Annotated in this window: 16 protein-coding genes and 1 pseudogene; 1 reads left to right on the top strand and 16 read right to left on the bottom strand. The window is 72.4% G+C overall.

What is annotated here, in order from left to right; all coding sequences use genetic code 11:
- The first annotated feature begins 117 nt into the window (after positions 1-117).
- Positions 118-321: a DUF2945 domain-containing protein gene (locus tag MXD64_RS02630; RefSeq protein WP_017886355.1), complete on the top strand. Its 204-nt coding sequence runs from the start codon at positions 118-120 to the stop codon at positions 319-321.
- Between the two features lie 3 nt (positions 322-324).
- On the opposite strand, the gene MXD64_RS02625 is transcribed toward MXD64_RS02630, so the two are convergent.
- From MXD64_RS02625 to MXD64_RS02550, 16 genes and pseudogenes are all read right to left on the bottom strand, one after another.
- Positions 325-1,098, bottom strand: coding sequence for a DedA family protein (locus MXD64_RS02625; protein ID WP_228499450.1), 774 nt, complete (start codon positions 1,096-1,098; stop codon positions 325-327).
- A gap of 410 nt (positions 1,099-1,508) precedes the next feature.
- Complete coding sequence (locus tag MXD64_RS02620) at positions 1,509-3,617, bottom strand: PTS fructose transporter subunit IIABC (protein WP_263137097.1); 2,109 nt, start codon at positions 3,615-3,617, stop codon at positions 1,509-1,511.
- 73 nt (positions 3,618-3,690) lie between these two features.
- Positions 3,691-4,686: a 1-phosphofructokinase family hexose kinase gene (locus MXD64_RS02615; protein ID WP_042538717.1), complete on the bottom strand. Its 996-nt coding sequence runs from the start codon at positions 4,684-4,686 to the stop codon at positions 3,691-3,693.
- The gene (locus tag MXD64_RS02610; protein WP_056069518.1) at positions 4,683-5,471 is read right to left on the bottom strand and encodes a DeoR/GlpR family DNA-binding transcription regulator; all 789 of its coding nucleotides are present in this window, start codon (positions 5,469-5,471) and stop codon (positions 4,683-4,685) included. Before MXD64_RS02610 ends, MXD64_RS02615 begins: the two co-directional genes overlap by 4 nt.
- Positions 5,472-5,668: 197 nt before the next feature.
- Complete coding sequence (locus MXD64_RS02605; RefSeq protein ID WP_262118359.1) at positions 5,669-6,856, bottom strand: ABC transporter permease; 1,188 nt, start codon at positions 6,854-6,856, stop codon at positions 5,669-5,671.
- Positions 6,853-7,614 (bottom strand): ABC transporter ATP-binding protein, encoded by a 762-nt coding sequence (locus tag MXD64_RS02600; protein WP_250895254.1) that lies wholly within the window; start codon positions 7,612-7,614, stop codon positions 6,853-6,855. The genes MXD64_RS02605 and MXD64_RS02600 overlap by 4 nt, the downstream gene beginning before the upstream one ends.
- The gene (locus MXD64_RS02595; protein ID WP_263137096.1) at positions 7,611-8,765 is read right to left on the bottom strand and encodes a peptidoglycan-binding protein; all 1,155 of its coding nucleotides are present in this window, start codon (positions 8,763-8,765) and stop codon (positions 7,611-7,613) included. Before MXD64_RS02595 ends, MXD64_RS02600 begins: the two co-directional genes overlap by 4 nt.
- Positions 8,762-9,280: a hypothetical protein gene (locus tag MXD64_RS02590; protein WP_263137095.1), complete on the bottom strand. Its 519-nt coding sequence runs from the start codon at positions 9,278-9,280 to the stop codon at positions 8,762-8,764. Before MXD64_RS02590 ends, MXD64_RS02595 begins: the two co-directional genes overlap by 4 nt.
- Positions 9,277-10,497, bottom strand: coding sequence for a sensor histidine kinase (locus MXD64_RS02585; RefSeq protein WP_042538711.1), 1,221 nt, complete (start codon positions 10,495-10,497; stop codon positions 9,277-9,279). Before MXD64_RS02585 ends, MXD64_RS02590 begins: the two co-directional genes overlap by 4 nt.
- A complete protein-coding gene (locus MXD64_RS02580; RefSeq protein ID WP_263137094.1) occupies positions 10,494-11,147 on the bottom strand; it encodes a response regulator transcription factor in 654 nt (217 codons plus the stop codon). The genes MXD64_RS02585 and MXD64_RS02580 overlap by 4 nt, the downstream gene beginning before the upstream one ends.
- A gap of 45 nt (positions 11,148-11,192) precedes the next feature.
- Positions 11,193-11,747, bottom strand: a complete 555-nt coding sequence (locus MXD64_RS02575) for a DUF2231 domain-containing protein (RefSeq protein WP_017886366.1) — start codon at positions 11,745-11,747, stop codon at positions 11,193-11,195.
- 76 nt (positions 11,748-11,823) lie between these two features.
- On the bottom strand, positions 11,824-13,992 hold the full coding sequence (locus tag MXD64_RS02570) for an ATP-dependent Clp protease ATP-binding subunit (protein WP_082046896.1): 2,169 nt from the start codon (positions 13,990-13,992) through the stop codon (positions 11,824-11,826).
- A gap of 53 nt (positions 13,993-14,045) precedes the next feature.
- Positions 14,046-15,452, bottom strand: a complete 1,407-nt coding sequence (locus MXD64_RS02565; RefSeq protein ID WP_071250555.1) for an MFS transporter — start codon at positions 15,450-15,452, stop codon at positions 14,046-14,048.
- Positions 15,453-15,556: 104 nt separating this feature from the next.
- Positions 15,557-15,841, bottom strand: a complete 285-nt coding sequence (tatA, locus tag MXD64_RS02560) for a twin-arginine translocase TatA/TatE family subunit (RefSeq protein ID WP_031259354.1) — start codon at positions 15,839-15,841, stop codon at positions 15,557-15,559.
- Positions 15,842-15,992: 151 nt separating this feature from the next.
- Entirely contained in the window at positions 15,993-16,649 is a 657-nt protein-coding gene (locus tag MXD64_RS02555) for a sugar transferase (RefSeq protein WP_263137093.1), read from the bottom strand.
- Between the two features lie 110 nt (positions 16,650-16,759).
- Positions 16,760-17,233: pseudogene (locus MXD64_RS02550) on the bottom strand (nucleoside-diphosphate sugar epimerase/dehydratase); the annotation flags it as partial.
- Positions 17,234-17,528 lie beyond the last annotated feature (295 nt).

The raw sequence follows: 17,528 nt of genomic DNA, 5'->3' as shown, positions 1-17,528 counted from the left end.
CAGGGGCCGTTACGACATCGTGACCGCCGTACTTCCCCGGTTTTCCGGGGATCTCCGGGGATCTCCGGGGTACAGTCCGACACCCATCAGGAAGACCGAACGCGCAAGGAGGACATCATGGCACTGTCGAAGGGTGACGAGGTGCGCTGGAACACCTCGCAAGGCAAGACGACGGGCACGCTCGTGCGGAAGCGCACGAGCGACTTCGAGTTCGACGGACAGCACTTCAAGCCGACCGACGACGACCCGTACTGGATCGTCGAGTCGGGCAAGAGCGGCAAGCAGGCCGCCCACAAGGAGTCGGCGCTGACGAAGGCCTGAGGGTCAGTCGCGGGCGGGCTCGGCGCGACGACGACCCCGGGCACCGCTCGCGGCCGGGCTGCTGCTGCCGCGGTCGTCGTGGTCGTCGGACCCGCCCGCACGACGCTCGGCCCGCACCCGGCGGAGCCGCCGCACCACGAAGCTCACCACGACCACCGCGATCGCGACGTAGAGCACGCGGTCGATCCACTCGGTGTAGGCCTCGACCTTGTCGTACTGCGACCCGAACGCTGCACCGAGCAGCACGAGTGCACTGTTCCAGATGCCGCTCGCGATGATCGTGAACACCGAGAAGGTGCCGAGGTGCATGCGGTCGGCGCCGGCGGGCAGCGAGATCAGGCTGCGGACGATCGGGATGAACCGGCCGAAGAAGACCGCGCTCTTGCCGTGGCGGTGGAACCAGCCGGCCGCCTTGCGGAAGTCGTCCTCGTCGACGAGGGGCAGCTTGCCGAACCACCGCGTGGTGCGTTCGAACCCGATCTTCGCGCCGAGCCAGTACAGCACCAGGGCCCCGAGGTACGAGCCGATCGTCGCCAGCACGAGGACCAGCACCAGGTTCATCTGACCGGCACCTGCCAGGAACCCGGCCAGCGGCAGGATCACCTCGGACGGGATGGGCGGGAACACCGTCTCGACGAAGAGCATCAGCCCGACGCCCCACTCCCCCAGGGCGTCGATCAGCTGGAGCACCAGGCCGGATAGCCCACCGAGGTCCGAGGGGGCGGTGGAGTCGCCACTGGCGACGGTCATGGCGCGGGCGGTCACGGCAGTCGTCATGCCCCCAGCATCCCTGAACGCCCTGTCAGGACCCGGCGCGCCACCTGGGTGTCGGCCGAGTTCGTGCAGAGCGACGACCTCGGTTTCGGCCTCGGTGGAGCCGCCCGGTCACGACACCCCGCTCAGCTCCGCGGACTGGTCAGCAAGTGTCGGATGGAACCGGCGCAGACGACGATCCGTGACCAGTCGTTGTGATTCGGCGCGCGGGGCGGGCGAAGGCGACGGGACGACGGACGGGAGGCCCGGTGCCAGCTGACACCGGGCCTCCCGTCCGTCGAATGGTGGCGTTGACACCGCGAGACACCGTCGTCTTGCTGAAGCGCCCGTGCTCCCGCGAGACGCCCCCGAATCCGACGGCGTCTCGGCGACGCCACGGCGTCTCAGTCGGACGCCGGCGTCTCGCGGATCGACTACGCGGCGACCGGCGCGCGCTGGCCGATCGTCTCGCCGGCCACGGCAGCCTCGCTGCCCGCAGCGGCCTCGTCGACGGGGCGACGACGCACCCACTTCTTCAGGGCGACGAGCACCAGCGCGGACACCACGGTCCCCGCCAAGATCGCGACGACGAACATCAGGACGTCACCGATCGCGAAGAAGACGAAGATCCCGCCGTGCGGCGCTCGTGAGGTCACACCGGCAGCCATCGAGATCGCGCCCGTGATCGCGGCCCCGACCATCGACGCCGGGATGACGCGCAGCGGGTCGGCTGCGGCGAACGGGATCGCACCCTCGGAGATGAAGGACGCGCCGAGCAGCCACGCGGCCTTGCCGTTCTCGCGCTCCGGCTTCGTGAAGCCCTTGCGGTAGAGCACGGTCGAGGCGAGCGCGAGTGCCAGCGGCGGCACCATGCCGGCGGCCATGACGGCGGCCATGATCTCGAACGGCACGACGTTCGTGGCGGTGCCGGCACCGAGCCCGGCGACGGCGAACGCGTACGCCACCTTGTTCACCGGACCACCGAGGTCGAAGGCCATCATCAGGCCGAGGATGATCCCGAGCAGCACGGCCGAGGCGCCGGACAGGGAGTTGAGCCAGGCGGTGAGCTCGGTCATGACCCAGGCGATCGGGCCACCGAGCACCAGGAGCATCAGCCCCGAGGCGATGATCGAGGCGAAGAGCGGGATGATCACGACGGGCATCAGGCCACGCAGCCAGCGCCAGGTCGGGATGCGCCCGATCCAGTAGGCGGCAGCACCGGCGATCAGGCCACCGACCAGACCACCGAGGAACCCGGCGTTCATGAAGACGGCGATCGACCCGGCGACGAAGCCCGGCGCGATGCCCGGACGGTCGGCGATGGCGTAGGCGATGTACCCGGCGAGTGCTGCGACCAGGAACCCGAGCGACACCTGCCCGATCTGGAACGCGGCGGCGCCGAGGTAGTACCCGAGGCCCTCCGGCGGCAGGTTCAGCAGTGTGGAGTTCGTGAGCGTGTAGGCGGCGTTGCTCATCCCCGAGTCACCGTGGTCCAGCGCGATGCCGTACCCGGAGAGCAGGAAGCCGAGCGCGATGAGCAGCCCGCCGCCGGCCACGAACGGGATCATGTAGCTGACGCCGGTGAGCAGCCAGCGCTTGAGCGACTGGCCGAAGTGCTCGTTCTTGGCGGTGGACTCGCCCTCGACGGCTGCGCCGCCCTGCACGCGTGCGGCGTGCGGGTCCTCCGAGGCGCGGATGGCCTCGGCGATCATCTTGTCGGGCTCGTCGACACCGCGCTTGACGGGGCCGGAAACCAGCGGCTTGCCGGCGAACCGGCCGCGGTCGCGGACGTCGACGTCGACCGCGAACACGACGGCGTCGGCACGGGCGATGAGGGCCGGGTCGAGGGGCTCGACCTGCGAGGACCCCTGCGTCTCGATGTGCATCTCGGCACCGGCACGCTGGGCTGCGGCGACGAGGGCGTCGGCCGCCATGTAGGTGTGGGCGATGCCGGTCGGGCAGGCGGTGACGCCGACGAAGACCTTGCGGTCGGCCGCGGGGGCCGCGGCGGTCGCACTGCCTGCCGTCGCCGGAGCGGAGGCGCTGCTCGCCGTCCCGACGCCGGCCTCGGCCACTTCGCCGCTCACCTCGTCGTCGACCAACCGGACGATCTCGTCGGGGGTGGTCGCGGCGCGGAGCGCGGCGGTGAAGTCCTCACGGATGAGTGCGCGGGCCAGGGTCGAGAGGACCGTCAGGTGGTCCTTGTCCGCCCCCTCGGGCACGGCGATCATGAAGACGATGTCGGCGTCGCCGTCCGGAGCGCCGAACGGCACCTTCCGGGCCAGGCGCGAGAACGCCAGCGTCGGCTCGGACACCGACGCCGACCGGGCGTGCGGGATGGCGATGCCACCGGGGACGCCCGTGCCGACGCTCGCCTCGCGCTTGATGGCGTCGTCGGCGAGCGTGGCACCGTCGGCGGCGCGGCCGGTCGCGGCGACGCGGTCGGCGAGCACCCGGATCACGTCGGTCGACGTGGCGCCGAGGTCCTCGTCGAGGCCGACGAGCTGTGCGCTGATGAGGCGCGGACTCGAGTCTGCGGACATGTGCTTGCTCCTTCGCAATGGCGCTGATCGCGCGGTGGTGCGGTGTTCGTGGGGTGATCGGGTGGGGTGGGGATCAGGCGGGTTCCGGAGCCGGGTGCGTTTCGAGCACCCGGACGGAGACCGCCGTCGGGTCGGTGTGGTCGAGTGCCGGCACGTCACTGCCGGGCAGTGCTGCGGCCGCGGCCCCGGTGGCGACGGCCTGTGCGAGACGCTGCTCCGGCGACGCTCCCGCGACCTCGGCGAGCAGGTAGCCGGCGAGCGAGGAGTCCCCCGCGCCGACCGTCGAGCGGGCGATGATCTTCGGTGCGGCCGCGGCGAAGGCCCCCTCGTCCGAGACCAGCACGGCTCCGGCGCTGCCCAGGGTGAGCAGGACGGTGCCGACGTTCTTGCGCCGCAGCCGCTGGGCTCCGGCGACGGCGGCGTCGAGGTCGCGCTCGTACTCCTCGGGGTCACCGCCGACGACCTCGGCGAGTTCCTCGGCGTTCGGCTTCACCAGGTCGAGGTGTTCGCCGGACTGCAGCAGCGCGGTGAACGGCACCCCGGACGAGTCGACGGCGATCCGGACGTCCGCACCGTGGCGGGCACGGACGGCCCGGACGAGCACGGCGAGGGCGTCGTCCGGCAGACCGGGCGGCAGGGACCCGGCGACCACGACCCAGCGGGCGGCGGGGCCGGTGGCGGTCGCGGCGGCGGTGTCGGCCACCAGGGCGGCGAGGTCGTCGAGGCGCCCGGCGAGCGAGGGGCCGGGTTCGTTGAGCTTCGTGGTGGTGCCGGTCGGCTCGGTCACGGTGACGTTCGAGCGGAGCGGTGCCCCGATCGGCAGCGCGGCGGTCGGGATGCCGCGCGTGGCCAGGCCGAGCAGGACCGGGTCGAGCTCGTCGCCGGGCAGGACCGCGACGGTGTCCCCACCGCTCGCGACGACCACACGGGAGACGTTGACGCCCTTGCCGCCGGGCTCCGCCGTGGACCGGGTCGCGCGCTGGACGGCGCCGCGCTGCAGTTCACCGGCGAGCTCGATCGTGCGGTCGAGCGACGGGTTCGGGGTGACGGTGACGATGCGGGCGTTCATGCGACGACCACCTCGACGTCGGCGTCGGCGAGTGCTCCGGCGAGGTCGGCCGGGGGCTGGTCGTCGGTGACGAGCGTGTCGATCTCGTCCAGGCGTGCGAACCGCATCAGGGCCTCCACGCCGTGCTTGGCGGCGTCGGCGAGCACCACGGCGCGTCGGGCGGCGAGCACGTAGGCACCCTTCACGGCGGCCTCGTACTCGTCGGGGGTGCTCAGGCCGAAGCCGGCGGACAGGCCGTTCGTGCCGATGAACGCGACATCGGGGCGGAGCGCACCGATCTGCTCGACGGTGGCCGTGCCGACCGCCGCGCTCGTGACGCCGCGGACCCGGCCACCGAGCAGGTGCAGTTCGAGGTGCTCGCTGTGCTGCAGGGTCGCGGCGATCGGCACCGAGTTCGTGATGACGGTGATCGTCGAGCCGGCGACCTCGGGCTCCCAGCGGGCGAGTTCGGAGGCCACGGCGGCACAGGTGGTGCCGGCGTCGAGGGCGATCGAGCCGGTGAAGGTGGGCGGCACCAGGCGCATCGCGGCGCGGGCGATGGCCGACTTCGCGGTGCCGTGCTGTCCCTCGCGCTCGGCGACGCTGAGTTCGACGACGCTCGAGCGGCCGACGGGCACCGCTCCCCCGTGCACCCGGCGCAGGACTCCGGCGGACTCGAGGGCGTCGAGGTCACGGCGCACGGTCTCGGTGGTGACGTCGAAGTGCTCGGCCAGGCCTGCGACGGACACGCGACCGGCGGACTGCAGCTCGGCGGCGATGGCGGTGTGCCGCTCGGTTGCGTACATGCCCGAACTCCTTCGTTCCGTTGGGTTTCGAGCACTGTACGTCGCAAACCCACAAGAACGCAACCGTTCCGTCCTGAAACCAACAGGTCCACAGGTATCGGCCATCACGCCCGCGGGGTCGCGGCGACCGCCTGGAGGCCCGGTGCCGGTCCGGCGGACCGGCACCGGGCCTCCTGTGCGGACGTCCACCGCACGCGTCAGACGGCCGCCAGGGCGGACGTCGGTGGGATCCTCGCCGCGCGGGCCGCCGGGTAGAGCCCGGAGACCCCGCCGATCACGACGGTGGCGCCGAGCCCGGCGACGACGGCCCAGACCGGCAGCGCGACCGGCCACCCCCGGGTGACGGCGAACACGACGGTCACCCCGACCCCGAGGACGACACCGGCCACCCCACCCAGGAACGACAGCAGCAACGACTCGACCAGGAACTGGTCGCGGACGTCCCGACGACGTGCGCCGAGGGCACGACGGACACCGACCTCGGCGCGGCGCTCCAGGACGGTGATCACCATCGTGTTCGCCACCCCGATGCCACCGACCAGCAGCGCCACCCCGCCGATGCCGACGAGCAGCCCGGTGAACGAGTCGTCGGTGGCGTCCTTCGCGGCCAGCGCGTCCGAGGGCCGGGTGACGCCGACGTCCTGCGGGTCCCCCGGCCGGACCGCGCCGGCGAGCAGGTCCCGCGACCGTTCGACGTGCGCCGGGTCGACGCGTGTGTAGACGGCGGTCGGTGCCCCGTCGAAGCCCAGCTGCTCGGCGAACCCGCGGGGCACGAACACCCGCGAGTCCAGGTCCGCGGCGAGCGCCACGGGTTCGAGCACCCCGACCACCTGCACCCACTGTCCACCGAGCCAGACCCGGCGGTCCGGCCGTGGGTCGCCGATGCCGAGCACGACTGCGGCCCGCGCTCCCAGCACGACCTGCGGCGGGGCACCGGCGGCGTCGTCGATCCACCGTCCGGCTGCGAGCCGCCCGCCGAGCACCCGTGGCACGTCGCCCCACGCGGCGAGGACCCCGAGGCCCTTCGTCTGGGGTGCCGGGACGAAGTCGTTCCGGTAGACGCCGGTGTCGGGCACGGTGCCGACCGCAGCAGCCGACTCGACGTCGTCCTGTCGCAGCACCGACTCGAGTGCGGTGGACGGCAACGGCACCGGTTCGCCGAGGCCCTGCGCCTGGGTGAGGGTGAGCACGTTCGTGCCGAGCGTGTCGAGCACCTGGTCGACCTTCGCCTTGCTCGACGACGAGATCCCGACGACCGCGAGCATCGCCGCGATGCCGATCGCGATGCCGAGCGCGGACAGCACGACGCGACCCGGTCGGGTCCGCAGCCCGAAGACGCCGAGGCGGAGCAGGTCGAGTCCGCCCACGGACCGACGGCGGCTCACGGGGCGACCTCGTCGACCGGCGCGACCTCGGGCTCGATCATGCCGTCGCGCATCCGGACCTGCCGGGGCAGCGATGCCGCCAGGTCCAGGTCGTGCGTGATGACCACCACCGTCGTGCCCGCAGCGTTGAGCTCGCGCAGCAGCTCGACGACCGTCGCACCGGACGCCGTGTCGAGCGCCCCGGTGGGTTCGTCGGCGAGCAAGATCGTCGGGTCGCCGACGACGGCCCGCGCGATGGCAACGCGTTGGCGCTCGCCGCCGGAGAGCTGGTGCGGTCGGTGGTCCACCCGGTGTGCCAGTCCCACGCGGCCCAGGGCCTCGACGGCCAGGCGGTGCCGCTCGCGCCGGGGGACCCCCCGGTAGAGCAGGCCGTCGGCGACGTTCTCGGCGGCGGTCGCCCCGGCCTGCAGGTGGAAGTGCTGGAAGACGAACCCGATGTGGTCAGCACGCAGGCCGGACAGATCGTCGTCGGACATCGTCGCGACGTCGTTGCCGGCGATCGTCACCGTGCCCGAGGTGGGACGGTCGAGCGTGCCGACGACGTTGAGCATCGTCGACTTGCCCGAGCCCGACGGGCCGACGACCGCGACGAGCTCCCCCGCGCCGACGTCGAGCGACACACCGCGCAGGGCTCCGACGTCGCCATGGGTCTTCGTGACGTCCCGGAGCGACAGGACGGCGGCCGCCGGCAGGACGGCCGCGGCGGGCACGGCGGCCGTGACGGGCACGGCGGGAACGGCGGGAACGACGGCGCTCATCCGGGCACCACCACCCGGTCGCCCGCGGTCAGGGCGCCGGTGACCGCGACCCGCCCGTCGGCGCTGAAGCCGGGCTCGACCCGGACCCGCTCGGTCGTGCCGTCCCGCTGCACGACGTCGACGGCGTACCTGCCACCGGCACCCGCGACGAGGGCGGCGACCGGCACGGACAGGACGTCGTGCTCGGTGGCGCCCTCCGCGTCGACCTGCGCGGACGCGGCCTCCGGCAGGGACCGCTTGCCCGGGTCGAACGACACCGAGACGTCGACGGCCGTGCCGCCGTCCTCGCTCGTCGTCGGCTGCACGTCGACGACGGAACCGGGCATGGCCGCACCGGCGCCGTTCACGCGGACCTCGACGTCGGTGCCGACGGCGAGCCGCTCGGCATCGCGCTGCGGCACGGTCGCCGTGACGACCCGCCGGGTGCTCGTGACCTGCAGCACGTCGGTCGTCGCGCCCGCGCTGCCGGCACCGGTGCCCGCTCCCGCTGGACCGGCGCCGGCCGCTGCACCAGCACCACCCGCGGCCGCTCCCGCACCACCGGCGATCCGCTCGCCGAGGCGCCCCTCGACCGAGGCGACCCGGACCGCGCCGTCCACGAAGGCGACGTCGTCCGCAGTGAGCACCCCGGTGCCCTCGTGTCCCCGGTCCTCGTGCCACTGCCGGACTGCTCGCTCGGTCCGCGGGCCGAAGCGGTCGTCCACGGACACGTCGTACCCGAGCGCTGCCAGGTTCTCGTTGAGCTGCCTGACGTCGGCGCCCTGCAGCCCCCGCTCCAGGTCGCGCCAGAGCGGCACGGTGCCGTACATCGACCGGACGTCCCGCTCGTCGACGGCGTACAGCGCCCCGTCGCGTTCGACCACGTCGCCGACCCGGGGCAGCCAGGTGATCGTGCCGGCGGCTGCACCGGCGACCCCCGAGGCCGCGCCGTACCCGAGCGTCCCGGCGAACACCTTCGAATCCGTCAGGTCACCGCGCGTGACGGTGCCGGTGGCTCCGGCGGGTGCAGTCCCGCCGCGCGACGCACTGCTGGCCGAGGCGCCCGCACCGCTCGACTCCGCGACGAGGGCCCACGTCCCGACCCCCGCGGCCACCGCTGCGACGAGGCACCCCGACACGATCACCCGACGACGGGCGCGTCGGTGGGTCACGACCCGGCTCCGCCCTGGACAGCCGCGAACGCCGCGTCGGTGCACGGCCCGGCGGCCTCGTCGAACGCCTGTTGGTCGTCCGGCTGGAACCGCATCTGCGCGTCCTGGTCGTCCGGGTAGTCCGGGAACCCCTGCTCCCGCAGACACTCCGCCGTCCTCCGGGCGATCTCCTCGGTGCCGGGCATCGGTTGCGCGGCCTGCGCGTCACCCGCGGCCGCAGAGTCGTCGAGGCAGCCCTTGAGGTCGTCCTGGTACTGCTCGGGGTCGACGCCGTCCGGTGCGCTGAGCTGCATCGACCCGCCGCCGGTGCCGGGGTCCGGCATGTCGTAGCCGCGGTCGCGCATGCACTCGGCGAGGGCGACGCCGGGTGCCGCGCCCCCGGAGGCGGTCGTCGCGTCGTCGTCGGGTGCGGGGTCCGAGCAGCCGACCAGCAGCAGGGGCAGCAGGACGACGGCCGCGGCCACGCTCATCAGGGACCGGGTGCGACGGGTGGTCGTCATCGTGGTGTGGTTCATGCCTCCAGCACAGCGGACGGGCTGTTTCGCCCCGCGTGCACGTCGGGTTGCACCGGCGAAACACCGACCCGGACGAGCAGCCCGCCGGTCGGCCGTGCGGTGATCGACAGCGTCCACCCGTGCGCGTGCACGATCGCGGCCACGATCGACAGGCCCAGACCGCTGTGCTGCCCACGTCCGGCGTCCGCGCCGCCGCGACGGAAGGGTTCGACGAGCAACGCCGCCTCGTCCGCCGCGACCACCGGCCCGTCGTTCTCGACCACGAAGCCGTCCGGTTCCGTCGTCACCCGCACGGCACCGCCGGGTTCGTTGTACTCGACGGCGTTGCCGACGAGGTTGCCGAGCAGCTGCCGCAGCAGCGTCGGCTCGCCGGACACGACCAGGCTGCCAGGAGGCCCGGTCCGGCGTTCGTGGGTCAGCGTCACTCCCGCCTCGGCCGCGTCCCGGGCCGCGCTCGCGACGACCTCGTCGGTCACCTCGACGAGGTCGACGGCCCGTGTCGCGCCCGCCAGGCCGCGGTCGGCCTCGGCGAGCACGAGCAGCGACGCGACCAGCCGCTCGGTCCGCCGGTTCTGCTCGAGCAGCTCGGCGCGGACGGCACGCACCTCGGCCGGGTCGGCGTCGTCGTGCAGCCCGATCTGCACCGCGGCGCGTTGCACTGCCAGGGGCGTCCGGAGTTCGTGGGACGCCTGGGCGACGAACCGTCGCTGGCTCTCGAACGCGGTCTCCAGGCGGGCCAGCAGGTCGTCGACCGTCCGCGAGAGCCGTCGGAGCTCGTCGTCGGGTCCGCCCAGGGCGATGCGCTCGTGCAGGTTCGACGCGGAGATCCGGTTCGCGGTCGCCGTGATCCGGTCGATGGGACGGAGCACCCGGCGGCTGACGATCCAACCGATGCCGCCGGCAGCGATCCCGGCGCCGGCGATCCCGATCGCGGACCACTGCCACTGCTGCACCGCGACGAGGCGGATCACCGCCACGGCACCAGTGCGCTCGTCCGCCGCCGCCGGGTCCACCGCGAGCGGGGCCGGAGCGGTCGTGGCGCTGTCCGATCCGGACGGTGGTCGCTCGACGGCTGCCGTGTCGAGACCCGCGCCGACGCCCGCCAGGGACATGGTGTTCGTGAAGACCACGACCCCGGTCGCGAGCGCCATGGCCGCCAGCGCGAACGTCAGGGCCGTCCGGGTCCGGATGCTCCAGCCTCGGGCCCACCGACTCACAGCGAGTAGCCCTGGCTGGGCACCGTCCGGATCGGGTCCGGGTCCCCGAGTTTCCGGCGCAGCTTCGACATCGTCACGCGGACCGCGGCGGTGAACGGGTCGGTGTTCACGTCCCAGACCTTCTCGAGCAGGTGCTCGGCGGAGACGATGCGACCGTCCGCGCGGAGCAGGGTCTCGAGCACCCCGAACTCCTTCGACGTCAGGTCGAGCGGGTGACCGTCACGCGTGGCCATCCGCCGGTTCGTGTCGACGACGAGTCCCGCGCGTTCGAGCACGGGGGCGACGGGTGGGACGCTCCGCCGACCGAGCGCGCGGACCCGGGCGACGAGTTCCGGGTACTCGAACGGCTTGGTCAGGTAGTCGTCCGCACCGAGCTCGAGCCCCTGCACCCGGTCGCGCAACGTGGTCGCTGCGGTGAGCAGGAGGATCCGTGTGAGTGCGCCACGAGCGGTGAGACGCCGTGCGACCTCGTCGCCGTGCAGCCCGGGGACGTCGCGGTCGAGCACGACGACGTCGTAGTCGTGCACCGCCAGCAGCTCGTCGGCGTCGTCGCCTCGGTAGGCGACGTCCACCGCCATGTCCTGTCGGGTCAGGCCCGTCGCGATCAGGTCGGCGAGGGCCCGTTCGTCGTCCACCACGAGTACGCGCATCGATACATCACACGTGACGTACCTGTACTGGACCTGGGAGGCAGATCAGGCGTCGAACGGCACCTCGCCGTGGTCGCTGACGCCGGCGCGCTGCCGGTAGGACAGGTGTCCGCCCAGGTACCCGCCGACACTCACGACGGCGAGCCCGGCGAAGCCGAGCAGCTTGCCGGCCCCGTGGTTGCCGCGCTTCCGCTGCAGCCACGACAGGCCGTACAGCGACAGTCCGGTCCAGTTCACGGCCTGGTGCACCCATCCGGTGCGGAGCTGCTCGCGGTCCAGTTCCGACCAGTCGACGTAGCCGGCGACCGAGGCGCTGCTCGCCGAGACGACCCCGACGCCGACCAGGGTCTTGGCGGCCTTCGCGTTGCCCTTCCCGCCGAGCAGGTCGAGCACCGCGGCGGAGATCCAGGCGCCGAGCGGCACCTGCACCATGAGCGGGTGGATCGGGTGACCGAACGGGACTCCGTGCAGCAGCTGACGCAGGGCTTTCGGCTTGGCCAGGGCATTCACGACGGCACGGTCGATGTCGACGGCCTTGTCGAGCACGCTGGCGTGCTCGACGGCGTCGGTGAGGCGGCGGAGCGCGCGGATCTCAGGCATGCTCTGCAGCCAACACCCTGGAGGCCCGGCACCGGTCTCAGGAACCGGTGGCGGGCCTCCCGTCCGTCTTGGTGGGCTACTCCTCGACGATCTCGGCCAGCTCGAAGGGCTCGACCGTCAGGCCGTCGCCGTCCGCGGCGACGTCCACCCGGACGGTGTCGCCGTCACGGACGTCACCCGACAGGATCGCGCGGGCCAACCGGTCGTCGATCTGCCGCTGCATCAGGCGACGCAGCGGCCGCGCACCGTAGAGCGGGTCGTACCCGCGTTCCGCGAGCCAGCCGCGCGCCTCGGGGGTGACCGCGAGCTCGAGCCGACGGTCGGTCAGGCGACGAGCCAGCCGGTCGACGTAGAGCGACACGATCTGTCCGAGGTCCTCGGCGGTCAGGGCCTGGAACACCACGATGTCGTCGAGGCGGTTGATGAACTCGGGGCGGAACGCCTGCTGCACGAGCTCACGGACCGCCTCCTCCCGCTGCACGTCACTCAGGGACAGGTCCGTCATGAACTGCGACCCGAGGTTCGACGTCAGCACCAGGATCGTGTTCCGGAAGTCGACCGTGCGGCCCTGGCCGTCGGTGAGCCGTCCGTCGTCGAGCACCTGGAGCAGCACGTCGAACACCTCGGGGTGGGCCTTCTCGATCTCGTCGAGCAGGATCACCGAGTACGGACGACGCCGGACGGCCTCGGTGAGCTGCCCACCGGCCTCGTACCCGACGTACCCGGGCGGGGCACCGATCAGGCGGGCCACGGAGTGCTTCTCGCCGTACTCGCTCATGTCGATCCGGACGAGGGCCTTCTCGTCGTCGAACAGGAACTCGGCGAGCGCCTTGGCCAGCTCGGTCTTGCCGACGCCCGTCGGGCCGAGGAACAGGAACGAACCGGTCGGACGGTCCGGGTCGGAGATGCCGGCGCGGGTGCGCCGGACGGCCTCGGACACGGTGGTCACGGCCGTGCGCTGCCCGATGATGCGGCGGCCGAGCTCGCTCTCCAGGTGCAGGAGCTTCTCGGTCTCGCCCTGCAGCAGTCGGCCGAGCGGGATGCCCGTCCACTGCGCGATGACGGCGGCGATGTCCTCGTCGGTGACGCTGTCGTTCACCATCCGGTCGGCGCTCTCGGCCTGTTCGGCGGCGGCGAGCTCGGCCTCGATGCGGGGCTTCTCGCCGTACTCCAGGCGGGAGACGAGTTCGTAGTCGGCCTCGCGCTGGGCTCGCTGCGACCGCATGTTCAGGTCGTCGAGCTGCTGCTTGAGCTCACCGATGCGGTTCAGGCTCGCGCGCTCGGCCTGCCAGCGCTGCTCGAGCTCGGCCAGCCGGGCCCCGCGCGTGTGCAGCTCGTTGCGCAGGGTCTCGAGGCGGGCCTTGGAGGCGTCGTCCTTCTCCTGCTTGAGCGCGAACTCCTCGACGCGCAGACGGTCGACGTTCCGCTTCAGCTCGTCGATCTCGACGGGGCTGGAGTCGATCTCCATGCGGAGTCGACTGGCGGCCTCGTCGATCAGGTCGATGGCCTTGTCGGGCAGCTGGCGGCCGGAGATGTACCGGTTCGACAGGCTCGCGGCGGCGACCAGTGCGGAGTCGTTGATCGTCACCTTGTGGTGCGCCTCGTAGCGTTCCTTGAGCCCGCGGAGGATCGCCACGGCGTCCTCGACGCTGGGCTCACCGACGTAGACCTGCTGGAAGCGACGCTCGAGGGCGGCGTCCTTCTCGATGTACTCGCGGTACTCGTCGAGGGTCGTCGCACCGATGAGCCGGAGCTCACCGCGGGCGAGCATCGGCTTGAGCATGTTCGACGCCGCGACGGACCCCTCGCCGCCACCGGCCCCCATCAGCGTGTGCAGCTCGTCGATGAACGTGATGACCTGCCCGTCGGAGTCGTTGATCTCCTTGAGCACGGCCTTCAGCCGCTCCTCGAACTCGCCGCGGTACTTGGCGCCGGCGATCAGGGCGGAGATGTCGAGCGAGATGAGCCGCTTGTCCTTGAGGGAGTCGGCGACGTCGCCGGCGACGATGCGCTGCGCGAGCCCCTCGACGACGGCGGTCTTGCCGACGCCGGGCTCGCCGATGAGCACCGGGTTGTTCTTGGTGCGGCGCGTGAGCACCTGGGACACGCGCCGGATCTCGGAGTCACGTCCGATCACGGGGTCGAGCTTGCCGCTGCGGGCGATCGCCGTGAGGTCGATGCCGTACTGCTCGAGGGCGGTCTTCTGTCGTTCTTGCGAGTCAGGAGCGCCCTGGAGGTTCGCCATGCGTTCCGTCCTTTCGTTGCGGTGGTCCTGGACTTGAGTCTACTCCACTCAACTTACGTCCGCGCGGGCGTATTCCGGATCCCGACCGCGCAGACGACGGCACCGGCCAGCAGCAGGAGCGCCATCACCACCATGGCCCGGTGCAGCCCCTCGACGCTCACCTCGCCGCCGAGCACGACGCCAGCGAGTGCCACCGTGACCAGGCCGGCGATCCGGGCGAAGGCGTTGTTGACCGCCGACCCGGACCCGGCCTCGGACTGCGGGACCGAACCGAGCACCGCACTCGTCAGGGGTGTGACCATCAGCGCGATGCCCACGCCGATCAGCACCAGTCCGGGGAACACCGACCACCAGTAGCCGTCCGGGTCGTCGCCGGCGAACAGCAGCAGGAGCGCCCCGACCGCACCGACCGCCGGCCCCGCGGCCATGAACCAGCGTGGGCCGTACCGACCGGCGAAGGACCCGACGGCGGTGGAGAGCACGAGCAACATGATCGTCGGCGGCAGCGTCGCGAGGCCGGCGAGCCAGGCCGGGAACCGCCAGACCTCCTGCAGGAAGAGCGTGACGACGAAGAAGACCATGCCGAGTGCGCCGTAGATGGACAGCGTCGCGAGGTTGCCGACGGTGAAGTTGCGCGCCCGGAACAGTTCGAGCGGCACGAGCGGCGACCCGGCCGTCCGGGTCACCCGCAGTTCCCACGGCACGAACGCCACGAGGGCAGCGGCACCGAGCACGAGCGCGGCGACCACCACCGGGGAACCCCATCCCAGCCGCTCCTGCTCGATGAGCCCGAGCACGACACCGCCGACCCCGACCACGGCGAGCAGCGCCCCGACGACGTCGATGCGTGGGCGGACGACTGGGTGCACCTCGCCGGTGATGCGCAGGACCAGGGGGATCGTCACGGCGATCGGCACCGCGGTGAGCACGAAGATCCACCGCCACCCGATCCCGTCCACCACCAGGCCGCCGGCCACGGGCCCGAGGATGGTGGCTGCACTCGACCAGGCTGTCCACGTGCCGATCGCCTTCGCCTGCGCCGCCCCGCGGAACGCCGCCACGATCAGCGCGAGCGCACTCGGCATGACGAGCGCCCCGCCGACGCCCTGCAGCGCGCGGGCGACGATGAGCACCTCGCCGGCCGGGGCGACCGCGCACGCCACGGACGCGATGCCGAAGACCACGAGCCCCCACGTGATGATCCGCACCCGGCCGAACAGGTCGGACAGGCTCCCGGCGACCAGGATGAGCGAGCCCAGGGTGACGAGGTAGGCGTCGACGACCCACTGCTGCACGACGAGTCCGCCGCCGAGCTCCTGCCGGATCGCGGGGAGTGCGACGTTCACGACGCTCGAGTCGAGCCCGACGACGAACGACGCCAGGATCGCCACCACCAGCACGATGCGTCGGTCGTCCCGGAGCGGTGCGACGGCGTGCGGCGCGGGGACGGGAGCGGTCATGTGCTCATCCTGCGGCACGGGGTGCCCGGCGGTCGATCCCGCACGACGAAGCCCCCGCGACCGATGTGGTCGCGGGGGCTGCCGACAGGACGGGGCTGGGTGTCCTAACGCCGGGAGTCGGTGTTGGGCTGCGCGCTCGGCCCCGGGTTCAAGACCGGACCGGCGGCGGGCTCGGCGGGAGCGTTCTGGACGGTGCTGTTGTGCACCGTGCCGTCCGGCGCCGCACCGTTGGCCTGGGCCTTCTTCTCGTCGTCGGACATCTCCTTCTTGAAGATGTTGATCGACTGACCGAGGCCCTTGGCGAGCGCCGGGAGCTTGGTCGCGCCGAACAGCAGGATGACGATCCCGAGGATGATCAGCAGGTGAATGCCGCCGAGGTTTCCGAGCATCATGACTCCTTGTTGTGGAACTGGTCGCCGTCCGGTGATCGTCGTCGACCCACGCGGCGGAAGTCCGTGTGCCTCCATCGTAACTCCCCCGCCCCTGGAAGCCCAGGCCGGCCCCCGGAACGGACACCGTTCGTCCAGGGAAGCGCAGCGCTCAGTACGCGCCGCGGGACCGCAGCACCGACGGGACGGTGCGGGCGAGGATCACCAGGTCGTGCAGGAACGACCAGTTCTCGACGTAGTGCAGGTCGAGCCGCACCCCTTCGGCCCAGTCGAGGTCCGATCGGCCGCTGACCTGCCACAGGCCGGTGATCCCCGGGGTCACGAGGAGTCGGCGGTCGGCGAAGTCCTCGTACAGCGCGACTTCGCGGGGCAGGGCCGGTCGGGGGCCGACCAGGCTCATCGACCCGGTGAGCACGTTCCACAGCTGCGGCAGTTCGTCGAGCGAGGTCCGTCGCAGGAAGGCACCGACCCGGGTCACCCGCGGGTCGTCCTGCATCTTGAACAGCGGACCGGCGCCCTGGTTCTCGGACTGCAGAGCAGCCATGCGCGCCTCGGCGTCGACGCACATCGTCCGGAACTTCAGGATCGGGAACTCCGCGCCACCGCGACCGACGCGGACCTGCCGGAAGAACACCGGCCCGCCGTCGTCAGCGCGGACCGCCAGCGCGACCGCGGCCAGGACCGGGGAGAGCAACGCCAGGCCGAGCACGGCGCCGACGACGTCGAGCGCCCGCTTGCCCATCCGGCGGCGGTAGTCGGGGGTCTCGACGTGCATGAGCGGCAGCCCGTCGACCGGGCGCTCGTGCACCCGCCCGGCGGCGATGTCGGCCAGGGGGAGGACACCACGAGCTCGACGCCGTGTTCCTCGAGCTGCCACCCGAGGCGACGGAGGCGGGCGTGCCCACCACGGACGGCACCCGCGACGACGACGGCGGAGACGCCCTCGGCCCGGGCGTGCGCGAGCACGTCATCGATGCCCCCGACGACCGGAGCCGTTGCCGCCCCCAGGTCGACACGGGCCCCGGCCGGAGCGCAGTCCGTGACGACGGCCCGCACGCGGTAGCCGGCACTCGGCGCAGCGGCGATCCGCGCACCCACGTACCGGACGTCCTCGGCGTCGCCGACGATCAGGACGTCCTGCAGGTGCTCGCCCCGGGCGCGACTCCGGGCGAGCACTGTGCGGACACCCTTGCGGCCGAGTGTCAGGAACGCGAGCCCCAGCGGGAACGCGATCGCGACGTACCCGCGGGCCAGGTCGAGCTGCGCCGCGTACGCGACGACCGCGACCCCGGCGATGGCGACGAGGCTCGCGGTGACGAGGCGGCGGTACTCCTCGCCGCCGATGCCCGCGATCCGGGGGTCGCGGGTGCGGAACACCGAGAGCAGGAGCATCCAGACCACGACGATGGCGGGGGCCACCACGAACTCGAACCAGCCCGAGCGTGGTCGGACGGATGCGAGCTCCCAGGGGAACCGCACGACGTGGGCGATGGCGAACGCGGTGAGCAGCAGCGCGAGGTCGAGCAACGCCACCGCGGGGACGAACCCCCGGCGCGCCCCCGCCGGAGCGACCGTCCGGAGTGACGCCGTGGCACCGACCGGCCCGGCGGACGTCGGCACCGTCGAGTTCAGCGCGGTCGGGTGGAGCACGGTCGAGTGGAGCACGGTGGGGACCGCTCCGGTGGGT

This window comes from Curtobacterium sp. Arg-1, assembly GCF_025643395.1.
GTDB lineage: Bacteria > Actinomycetota > Actinomycetes > Actinomycetales > Microbacteriaceae > Curtobacterium > Curtobacterium poinsettiae.
Note: the sequence above shows the minus strand (reverse complement) of the source record. Positions and strands in the feature narration are given on the sequence as shown.